Source organism: Paenibacillus sp. 01L418 (genome assembly GCF_056400045.1).
In genome coordinates this window covers 1-10,118 of the sequence record NZ_JBFTSN010000237.1, presented here as the reverse complement: position 1 = coordinate 10,118, position 10,118 = coordinate 1, and the positions used below count along the sequence as shown (strand labels likewise).

12 protein-coding genes are annotated in these 10,118 nt (G+C 43.9%); 6 read left to right on the top strand and 6 right to left on the bottom strand.

Going from position 1 to position 10,118, the window contains the following annotated elements; all coding sequences use genetic code 11:
- The coding region (locus tag AC1DSE_RS22805) for a hypothetical protein (protein WP_477528233.1) at positions 1 to 191 on the top strand (191 nt) is incomplete at its 5' end.
- A 12-nt stretch (positions 192 to 203) separates the two neighbouring features.
- Positions 204 to 2,666: a DNA gyrase subunit A gene (gyrA, locus tag AC1DSE_RS22800; protein ID WP_477509610.1), complete on the top strand. Its 2,463-nt coding sequence runs from the start codon at positions 204 to 206 to the stop codon at positions 2,664 to 2,666.
- Here gyrA and AC1DSE_RS22795 read toward each other — a convergent pair.
- The gene (locus AC1DSE_RS22795; protein ID WP_179089723.1) at positions 2,647 to 2,814 is read right to left on the bottom strand and encodes a hypothetical protein; all 168 of its coding nucleotides are present in this window, start codon (positions 2,812 to 2,814) and stop codon (positions 2,647 to 2,649) included. The genes gyrA and AC1DSE_RS22795 overlap by 20 nt on opposite strands.
- Positions 2,815 to 3,018: 204 nt before the next feature.
- On the opposite strand from AC1DSE_RS22795, the gene AC1DSE_RS22790 reads away from it, so the two are divergent.
- The gene (locus AC1DSE_RS22790; RefSeq protein WP_477509609.1) at positions 3,019 to 3,423 is read left to right on the top strand and encodes a MarR family winged helix-turn-helix transcriptional regulator; all 405 of its coding nucleotides are present in this window, start codon (positions 3,019 to 3,021) and stop codon (positions 3,421 to 3,423) included.
- A gap of 21 nt (positions 3,424 to 3,444) precedes the next feature.
- Here AC1DSE_RS22790 and AC1DSE_RS22785 read toward each other — a convergent pair whose 3' ends face one another.
- Positions 3,445 to 4,443, bottom strand: a complete 999-nt coding sequence (locus AC1DSE_RS22785) for a CapA family protein (protein ID WP_477509608.1) — start codon at positions 4,441 to 4,443, stop codon at positions 3,445 to 3,447.
- Here AC1DSE_RS22785 and AC1DSE_RS22780 point away from each other — a divergent pair.
- Positions 4,442 to 4,603 (top strand): hypothetical protein, encoded by a 162-nt coding sequence (locus AC1DSE_RS22780; RefSeq protein ID WP_256710754.1) that lies wholly within the window; start codon positions 4,442 to 4,444, stop codon positions 4,601 to 4,603. The two genes, AC1DSE_RS22785 and AC1DSE_RS22780, sit on opposite strands and share 2 nt — an antisense overlap.
- 109 nt (positions 4,604 to 4,712) lie before the next feature.
- Here AC1DSE_RS22780 and AC1DSE_RS22775 read toward each other — a convergent pair whose 3' ends face one another.
- Together AC1DSE_RS22775 and AC1DSE_RS22770 are read right to left on the bottom strand one after the other, a co-directional pair.
- Positions 4,713 to 5,426 (bottom strand): RluA family pseudouridine synthase, encoded by a 714-nt coding sequence (locus tag AC1DSE_RS22775; protein ID WP_477509607.1) that lies wholly within the window; start codon positions 5,424 to 5,426, stop codon positions 4,713 to 4,715.
- Complete coding sequence (locus tag AC1DSE_RS22770) at positions 5,426 to 6,292, bottom strand: class I SAM-dependent methyltransferase (RefSeq protein ID WP_477528232.1); 867 nt, start codon at positions 6,290 to 6,292, stop codon at positions 5,426 to 5,428. The genes AC1DSE_RS22775 and AC1DSE_RS22770 overlap by 1 nt, the downstream gene beginning before the upstream one ends.
- 241 nt (positions 6,293 to 6,533) lie before the next feature.
- Between AC1DSE_RS22770 and AC1DSE_RS22765 the strand changes: the two genes are divergently transcribed.
- Positions 6,534 to 6,719 carry a hypothetical protein gene (locus AC1DSE_RS22765; RefSeq protein ID WP_076265743.1) on the top strand — a complete coding sequence of 62 codons (186 nt, stop codon included), beginning with the start codon at positions 6,534 to 6,536 and terminating at the stop codon, positions 6,717 to 6,719.
- Between the two features lie 308 nt (positions 6,720 to 7,027).
- Complete coding sequence (gene araA / locus AC1DSE_RS22760; protein WP_477528231.1) at positions 7,028 to 8,518, top strand: L-arabinose isomerase; 1,491 nt, start codon at positions 7,028 to 7,030, stop codon at positions 8,516 to 8,518.
- Between the two features lie 100 nt (positions 8,519 to 8,618).
- Here the strand turns inward: araA and AC1DSE_RS22755 are convergent, their stop codons facing one another.
- Together AC1DSE_RS22755 and AC1DSE_RS22750 are read right to left on the bottom strand one after the other, a co-directional pair.
- Positions 8,619 to 9,386 carry a methyltransferase domain-containing protein gene (locus tag AC1DSE_RS22755; protein WP_477509605.1) on the bottom strand — a complete coding sequence of 256 codons (768 nt, stop codon included), beginning with the start codon at positions 9,384 to 9,386 and terminating at the stop codon, positions 8,619 to 8,621.
- Between the two features lie 172 nt (positions 9,387 to 9,558).
- Positions 9,559 to 10,118, bottom strand: a 560-nt coding sequence (locus AC1DSE_RS22750; protein WP_477528230.1) for a hypothetical protein, incomplete at its 5' end; no start/stop codon positions are given.

Below are 10,118 nucleotides of genomic sequence, written 5' to 3'. Positions count from 1 at the left end.
GGCTTGGTGAGATGAATCCTGACCAATTGTGGGAAACGACGATGGATCCAGAGAAAAGAACGCTTCTTCAGGTACAAATCGAGGATGCAGCCAAAGCAGAACGCAGAGTATCGACGCTTATGGGAGATAAGGTAGATCCGCGTAAACGTTGGATTGTTGAGAATGTCGATTTTATGGAATATGAGGAATAGGGGGATTTCTGCATGAGTATGCTGGAACAGTTTTTACCGGCGTTTTTGGAGGAAGTGGTAGGCGACCGCTTCGGACGCTATTCAAAGTATATAATTCAGGACCGTGCCATTCCTGACGTTCGCGATGGTTTGAAGCCCGTGCAGCGTCGTATTCTATATGCGATGTATGATTCAGGAAACACACCGGACAAGCAATACCGCAAATCGGCTAAAACAGTCGGTGACGTTATGGGTAATTACCATCCGCATGGTGACTCATCCATTTATGAGGGTATGGTTCGGATGGCACAGCCTTGGAAAATGGGACATCCGCTCGTTGATGGACACGGAAACTGGGGTTCTCAGGATGATGATCCAGCAGCAGCTATGCGTTATACGGAAGCGCGTCTATCGCCAATTGCGATGGAGCTGCTTCGTGACATAGAGAAAAGAACGGTACAATTCAAGGATAATTTCGATAATACAACGAAGGAGCCGGTTGTGCTGCCGTCGCGGTACCCCAACTTGCTCGTAAACGGGACCAGCGGCATCTCTGCCGGCTTTGCCACGGAAATCCCGCCTCATAACCTGCGTGAGGTTATTGATGCGTGTATCGCCCTTATGGGAAGCCCAGAGCTGACGCAAGAAGAACTTATGACCTATGTGAAAGGTCCGGATTTCCCTACTGGCGGCATTATTATGGGCGAAGAAGGCATTCGAGACGCTTATGCTACAGGTAAAGGCCGCATATACATTCGTGCTAAGACGGCTATCGAGGATATGCGCGGAGGTAAGCAGCAGCTTGTCATTACTGAAATTCCATATCAGGTCGTTAAATCACGGTTGGTTACCGCAATGGAAAACATTCGGCTAGAGAAAAAGGTCGAAGGCATTGCGGAGGTGCGTGATGAGAGCGGACGCAATGGTCTGCGCATCGTCATTGAGTTTAAGAAGGATGCCGATGCACAAGGTATATTGGCTTATTTGTTCAAGAAAACGGATCTGCAGGTAGCTTATAGCTTCAATATGGTCGCAATCGTGAACAAAACACCGATGCAGCTTGGTCTTAAACAAATATTATCGGCGTATATCGATCATCAGAAGGAAGTAGTAACTTTCCGCACGAAATATGATCTTGAGAAGGCGGAAGATCGCGCTCATGTTGTAGAAGGACTTGTCAAAGCGCTCAACATATTAGACGAAGTTATAGCGACGATCAAAGCATCCAAAAATCGCGGGGATGCACAAGACAACTTGGTTGCGAAGTTCGATTTCTCCGCTCGTCAAGCAGATGCCATCCTTACTTTGCAGCTTTATCGCTTAACGAACTTGGAAATTACGACACTTGAGAAAGAGCTTAAGGAAGCGATGAAGAAGATTGCTTACTTGAAATCGATCTTGGCTAGCGAGAAGAAGCTGATTGGTGTTATTAGGGATGAACTGCTTGAGATTCAAACCAAATATGGCATTGATCGCCGTTCTGTTCTGCGCGGTGAAATCGAAGAGCTGAAAGTTAACCTCGAAGTTCTTGTTACACCAGAGGATGTTCTAGTTACATTAAGCCAGGATGGTTATGTAAAACGGACAAGCATGCTCTCGTTTACGAGATCGGGAGGCGAGCTGCAAAACGCAGGCGTCAAGGAAGGTGACTTCGTACGAGAGTTGCTTGAAGTCAATACGATTGACAATTTGCTGCTCTTTACACGCAAAGGTCAATATTATTTGCTGCCGGTCCATCAAATTCCAGAATTCAAATGGAAGGATACCGGAACAGCGATAGTGAATGTTGTACCTATTCCGAAGGATGATTCGATCGTAAGCGTCATTCCAATTAAAGATATTTTGGCATCTACAGCATCACTTGTTTTCGTAACGAAACGTGGCCAAGTCAAGCGTACGGAGCTTAAGGAATACGCAACTACAAGATCCACTGCGGTTGCAGCCTGCAAAGTTTCAGAGGGCGACGAAGTCATTCGGGTTGTTTTGAGTGATGGTTCGAAGCAAATCATGCTTATTACTAAGCAGGGAATGAGTATTCGGTTTACAGAATCCGAAGTTAATTCGATGGGTAGAGTTGCAACAGGCGTAAGAGGTATTCAGCTTAAGGATGGAGACGAGCTTGTCACCGCGGAATGGGTTGCTGAGGATGAAGGCGAATTACTCGTCATTACCGATATCGGTTACGCCAAACGTACTTTGCTGCTGGATTATCCAATTCAGGGCAGAGGCGGCAAGGGTGTTCAAACGTTCGAATTTAAAGAAGGCAAACGAGTGCGTCCAAACGGTTCGTCACTGATTGGGGCTTATTATTGCAAGGCAGCCAAAGAGATCGTAGCGATTACCTCATCAGGAGCGAAGCTTTCTGCTGCATCGGAGAAAGCACCAATTGAAGATCGCAAATCGATAGGCAAGCTCATATTCCCAGTAGAGAAAACCGACGTTATTACGAGCACGCTTGCACGTTCCATAACAGACACTAATCAAAAGGTCGATTAGGCGGATCAAACCGTTCAATGACTTCCAAAATAGCTTCAAGCATGACCCACAATGGTACCAGCTCATCCGGGCGGTCCAGCCATTGTGGGTCTTTTATAATGCCATAATTTTTAATTTTTTGAATGATTACAGCTTTTCTTTCTTCCACTGGGTGCACGCTCCTTACTGTTTAAGCATGAATAGACATAGCGCTGGGCTTTCGCCTTATTGTATGTCTAACGCTGTCATAATGTTCAACAATATATCGATTAATAGCGCAAATTATTAATTGGGTTAATCTTTTATTCGACAATAAAGACTGCTATAATAAATAGCAAATAGATGGAAATTGACAGAGAGCGAGTGTGGGAGTATGGTGTCTGGAGAATTTACTCGATTATGGACGAAGCTTTCGCGTGAATGGAAAAACAACTTGGAACAATCGCTTGCTCCTTTGACAGAAGGGCAGCTGAATGTATTAGAGCTGATGCTTCAGCACCAACCGATGAAGCCATCTGATCTGCTCCAATATTTAGCGACTACGCCTGCTGCAATTACAACACTGTTGGATCGAATGGAAAGAAATGAGCTCATTGAACGTACTAGAGATGATCATGATCGAAGAATTGTGTGGGTATCTGTTTCGGAGAAGGGCAAAGCTGAGGCGGAGCGCGGTACAACGATTCGGACTCAAATGATCGAACAATCGCTGGACCGCATTTCCTCTCATAACCAGCAACTGCTGGTTTACTTGTTGGGTAAAGTAGCAAATCCGTAATCTGATTTCGCCATTCAACGCTTATTTCATAGAATCGAGCCGATTGCGCAGCATATCGTAATTTTTTTGGAGCACCTCGTAGTCGGCTTGCGTTAGCAAGGTATCATTTGAAGCAGCTAATGTTTCTTCGATTGGCAAGATGCGATATCGAAAGGAACGATCAGGCTTGTAGCGATGCACCCATGTCGGAATGGATTCAACATCAGTAATAGTAACTGTGCCTTCTGTCATATTTTTACGAACATTAACTTTAAAAATAACTCCGTAATCCTTCGATTCGCCCCGCTGATTAGAAATAAAATTTCCCATAGAATAAATAATAAGTCCCTTTTTTACATGACCATTCTCATCGGTTGTTTCGAGCACTTCATATGGCTGGACAACATGGGGATGCGAACCGGCAATAATATCAGCTCCCGCAGCGACAAGCGAACGTGCGAGACGTTTTTGTTCTTCGTTCGGTATAATCTGATATTCAGTTCCGAAATGCAGAGAAACGGTAATAAAGTCAGCACCTGCTTCACGCAGCCGAATGATGTCTGCTTTAATTTTCTCTTCATCAATAAGCGAAACGAGGTAAGGTTTGCCTTCTGGAATTGGAATGCCATTTGTACCATAGGTGTAAGCTAACAATCCCATAACGATGCCATTTTTCTCGGATAGGACAGCTTGGTCTGCTTCTTCTTGCGATGCGGCTGTTCCCTTGCTTGGAAGACCAAGCTTCTTTAAATTCTCAAGAGTGCGAAGCACACCTGACTCGCCTTTATCAAGTGAATGATTGTTGGCATTTGTTATTAAGTTAAATCCAGCATCCTTGATCGCTTCTACAAGTTCGGTTGGCGCATTAAACGTTGGATATCCTGTATAACCATATTCAACACCAGCAGTTGGTGTTTCTAGGTTGGCAATAACCCAATCTCCTTGCTTCAAAATCGGTTTAACCTCTGCAAAAAACGGCTTGAAGTTATATCGATTCGTCTTCTTGTCAAAAGCTCCGGGCAGCTGGGGCGTATGCATCATGATGTCGCCTACGGCCATCCATACGGCATCGGCAAAAACAGGCTCTGGTGGTGCTGTCGGTTCAGGAGATGGTGAAGGGGTTACGACTGCTTGCTCAGTAGGAGTGGGGTCAATTGAAGCTGTAGGAAGCGAGCTGGCAGGTGCAGAAGCCCTCTCGTAAATGGAGGGCATTAAAAATATAACCAGTAAGCCAAGTAAACTTAGTAATAATAGTATAGAATTTGTTTTTCGGTGCCTTTTACGGCGCATTAGTATTTCGTCCTTCCTTGTTACGTATTGCTCAGCATACTGGAGGCGTCTTCAAGCTGCGAACTAGTCCACCAATTCCAAACATCAGAGCTGGTTGGAACGGAACGAAAACTCATCCATTCCTTTGTTATAGGATGAGGGGCTGAAACCGAGGTTGACCATAACGCAATTTCGGATATGCCGCTTGTTGGTTTCGCGCCGTATTTCAGGTCTCCTACGAGCGGACAGCCGATATGAGCAAGCTGTGCACGGATTTGATGAGGCCTTCCGGTATGCAGCTTCACCGCTATCAATGAATAACGGCCAGATACAGCTGCTACCTCGTAATCCAAAATCGCTTCTTTAGCCTCATTCGTGGGTTTGTTATAGACGGTTACTTGATTTTGTTTGCTGTTCTTAACAATATAATGAGTTAAACGCGCTTGAGGTTGTTTTGGCGTACCTTGTACAACACAAACATAAGTTTTGCCAAAATGTCTACTGCGAACCGATTCGGATAATCTGGACGCAGCTTTTGAGGTTTTGGCAAAAATCATAACACCGCCAACCATACGGTCAAGTCGGTGAACGAGGCCGAGAAAGACGTTTCCCGGCTTGTTGTATCGTTCCTTTATATCCTGTTTAAGCAGGGTAAGCATATCAGCATCGCCAGTGTCATCCTCTTGTGAGAGGACGCCAGGCGGCTTAACGACAGCTATTACATGATTGTCCTCGAACAGAACCTTGATCGTCATTACTTAGACTCCCAACGTCCCAGTATTCCGCACGGCAAATTAAGGCCGGATTTCGTAATCGGCAATCCGATTTCTCCACAGTTGATCTCGCCGCCATACTTGGCATTCATTGTCATATGCAGCAGGTTGTGCAGAACAGATTGCGATAATCCAGTTGTATAGGAGTTGATGAGTAGGAACAATGGATTGTCAGACAAAATCGATGTACAGGATTGTAAGAATGGAAACAAATTTTCTTCGAGCTTCCATGTTTCACCATTCGTGCCACGTCCATAAGAAGGTGGATCCATAATAATCGCATCATACTGCTTGCCGCGGCGTTGTTCGCGTTGAACGAATTTGAACACGTCATCCGTAATATAGCGAATTGGAGCGGACTCAAGTCCAGACAGCTGGGCGTTATCTTTTGCCCATTGGACCATACCCTTAGCTGCGTCAACGTGGCATACCTCAGCGCCTGCTGCTGCGGCTGCAACAGTGGCACCGCCCGAATAGGCAAAGAGATTCAAGACACGAATAGGACGTCCTGCATTACGGATTTTGTCCATCATCCAGCTCCAGTTAACGGCTTGCTCAGGAAATAATCCTGTATGCTTGAAGTTTGTCGGCTTGATATGGAAGTTTAGTTCGCCATAAGAAATGGTCCAGCGCTCAGGCAATGATTCGCTCATCGACCATTGACCGCCACCGGAATTGCTTCTATGGTAATGGCCATCGGCTTTTTTCCAAAGACCTGTTTCATTTGTGATCGGCCAAATAATTTGTGGATCTGGACGGCGGAGTGTATAATTGCCCCAACGTTCGAGCTTATCTCMGTCTCCTGTATCTATAACCTCGTAGTCTACCCATTTATCTGCTATGTACATGTTATTCGTAACCCTTCCTTGACCTTGTTTTTGTAATATAATAATGTCAACGATAATTATATCGAAGCTAACACAATGAAGCAATGAAACCGACGCATTTAGAGGCTGGTATTTATTCGTAAGTTATGAAAATGGCTGTTTATTACAGCAAATAAGTAAATGCTGTTGCTGACAGAGCAAAAATCAGTGTAAAAAAGAGCATAATTTAGTAAATCTACAATAATAGAGGAGCAACAATATCATGATGAGTTTTGAGTGCGAGTGCGGGAATAAAACAGTAATGTTTGCTACGGGAGATCGGGACGAGCAGGGCAGAGAGTATATTGAAATCGAGGACGACGAGAGGCTTACTATTAAAGTAGGCGATAAAAGCGTATTATTTCGTTGTTCGTTTTGCGGCTATACATACCGACTGGAACAAATTTGATTTTCTTTAGAAATTTTATAGGGGCTGCATATTGAAAACATTTATGGTTCGGAGTATGATAAACGTGAGTCAAGTTGTATGTACAAGTGCATCGTCATACCAGTGATAACTAGCGCTAATGTCCGTACAAGTTGAGAAGAGGCGTTATCTCTAAAAATACGTTTAATACTCGGTGAATGCTTACATAGCTGTTTTGCATTCGCAAAACTTGAAGCGGATGCTTACGTAGCTGTTTTGCATTCGCAAAACTTAAAGCGGATGCTTACGAAGCTGTTTTGCATTCGCAAAACTTAAGGAGGAACCATTCCATGTTACAAGTTAAGCCCTATCAATTTTGGTTTGTTACCGGCAGCCAGCACTTGTACGGACCAGAAACATTAGAAGAGGTTGCACAGCATTCACGTATTATTGCTGCGGCGTTGAATGATGATTCTGTTATTTCATCCGAAATTGTATTTAAACCTGTAGTAACAACTCCAGAAGAAATTTACAAGCTTTGCTTAGAAGCGAAAGCGGATGTGAACTGTGCAGGCATCATCACTTGGATGCATACCTTCTCACCGGCAAAAATGTGGATTCATGGGTTGTCTGAGCTGCGTAAGCCATTACTACACCTTCATACTCAATTCAACCGTGATATTCCTTGGGAAACGATTGATATGGACTTTATGAATACGAATCAATCCGCACATGGCGACCGAGAATACGGCCATATTTTCGCCCGACTAGGCCTTGAGCGCAAAGTCGTTACGGGTCACTGGGAGGATGGCGTTACTCGTTCCCGCATTGCCAGCTGGATGGGAACGGCAATTGCAGTTAATGAAGGCCGTCATCTTAAGGTTGCTCGCTTCGGAGACAATATGCGTCAAGTTTCGGTTACGGAAGGCGACAAAGTTGAAGCGCAAATCAAATTCGGCTGGTCGATTAATGGTTATGGCATTGGTGATCTTGTTGCTCGTATGAATGAGGTTTCAGATTCAGAAGTAAAACAGCTGCTTGAGGAATACAACGAGCAGTACGATATTTCGTCCRAGACACGCGGCAATGCAGCTTCATGGGCTTCCATTGGCGAGCAGGCTCGTATTGAGCTTGGCCTAAAAGCATTTTTACAAGAGGGCGGTTTCTCCGCATTTACTACGTCATTTGAAGATTTGCATGGCATGAAGCAGCTTCCAGGTCTTGCAGTTCAGYGCTTGATGGAGCAAGGATACGGCTTTGGCGGCGAGGGCGACTGGAAAACATCTGCACTTACTCGCATGATGAAGCTGATTGCCAATAACAAAGGTACTTCATTTATGGAGGACTATACTTATCATCTAGAAGAAGGCAACGAGCTCGTACTTGGATCACATATGCTTGAGGTATGTCCTACAATCGCGGATAGCCGTCCAAAAATCGAAGTTCATCCGCTTGGCATCGGCGGCAAAGCGGATCCAGCACGGATTGTATTCGATGGACGCTCTGGTGCTGCGCTTAATGCTTCACTCATCGATCTAGGCAATCGTTTCCGCTTGATCATTAACCAAGTGGATGCAGTGAAGCCTACTCATGAAATGCCGAAGCTTCCAGTAGCTCGTGTGTTGTGGAAACCAGAACCATCGCTTCGAGATGCAGCAGAGAGCTGGATTTACGCTGGCGGCGCTCATCACACCGTATTCTCATATGTCGTAACGACTGAGCAGCTTGTAGACTGGGCGGATCAAGTTGGCATTGAAACCGTAGTAATCGATAAGCATTCAACGGTACGCAGTGTTCGCAACGAGCTTCGTTGGAACGATCTCAGCTATCGTATTCGTTAAACATCCTATCATCTGATTGCTTCTTAATAGAGAAGACTGCTGCTTAAAACCGTACAAGGTTAAGCAGCAGTCTTTTTCTCTATTTATAGGGGCTTTAAAGTTATGGCTTAATAGCTTTTACTCTAATCCGCACATAATCCACATACCATGTACCATCATGGAATAAATCATTTCTTACTCTTGCGGCTATTTTAGCGTATAGCAACTTTTTATCTTCTTCCGATACATTAGCGAAAAAATGATTTGCGAAACCAGATAACCAGTGATTTAGTCCTTCTTCACCGTCTTCCATCTTCGTAGGCCGATCAAAAAGAACGGCATAAGTTACTCGAAAGCCTTGTTGTTCAAGTAGAGCGCTATATTCTGAAATGCTCGGAAAGAACCAAGGATTTAACTTTTCTGCATCAATAGCATAATCCTCATCAAGCACAGCTGTTGTTGCTTTTACTATTCGATTAACATTTCCTTTGCCGCCAAACTCAGCAACAAATCTGCCGCCGCTGTTTAGCACATTCCACACATTTTCAACCACTTGTTTCGCATTTTTCATCCAATGCAATGCCGCATTAGAGAATACAGCATCAAATGATTCATCTAACTGAAACTGTTCACCATTTCCAGTGAAAAAAAGAATGGTTGGATATTTCACTCGTGCTTTTTCAATCATTTCCGCAGAAAAATCCATGCCTACAACTGTTGCTCCAGTTTTCGATATTTCATAGGCCAAATCTCCGGTGCCACACCCTACATCTAATATTTTCTCGCCTGGGGCAGGACTTAATAATTCAACAACTTCCTTCCCGTACTCAGATACAAAACCCAGTTTGTTGTCATATAATTCGGTTTTCCAAAATTGGCCGGAAGGCATAATATCATCCCCTAACTATTGGTAACCCTATTCTCACACAAAGATTGTATATAAGTAAAATATATTATTCCTATCTTCTTTATAGTTTAAAGTTATAAAGTTCGATCAGAAAAATGCTTTACTCCTGTAGGTTAGAAGCAAAGCTCAAGGTATACCTCAACTATGAATGGGTTTATTCTGATTTTTCTTTTTGAATTTTCGCAGGGTTATTGATTTTGTAAGGAACAGGGTGCTTAGTAAGCTTTTTAGCGACTATTTTTCCTTCAAAATGAAGGATATCGCCGATTTCCAGCTCAAGCTTTTTGAGGGTAGCACTATGGCTGGACCAAGCATCGCCGATCTCCATAGCAGGATCTTGAATGGCTACTGCGTTGTAAATAACAACCTCGTCATCTGTGTCAGAAAAATTGTTAGGTACAGTCGTAAATTCTTTTACTGTTGCGACCATCTTGATCTTATCTTCAGGAAGCTGCAGTTTTGGCGCCTTTTCTTTTTTTGTTTTTTCCTTTGGAGCTGCTGCTGTTTTAGGTTCTTTATGTACTTCTTCTACTGAATCAGGCGCTGGTATCGTCTCCGAAATCACTGCTGCATCATTATTTTGTGATGTTTCTAGCAGAACGTCATTTTTATCAGCTTCAATCTCTTGTGCAGGTGCAATCTCTTCAACTGCATTGGAAGTCTTCTGGCCATAACTAGATTCTTGCATTTCCTTTATGTAGGAAGGGTGAATAC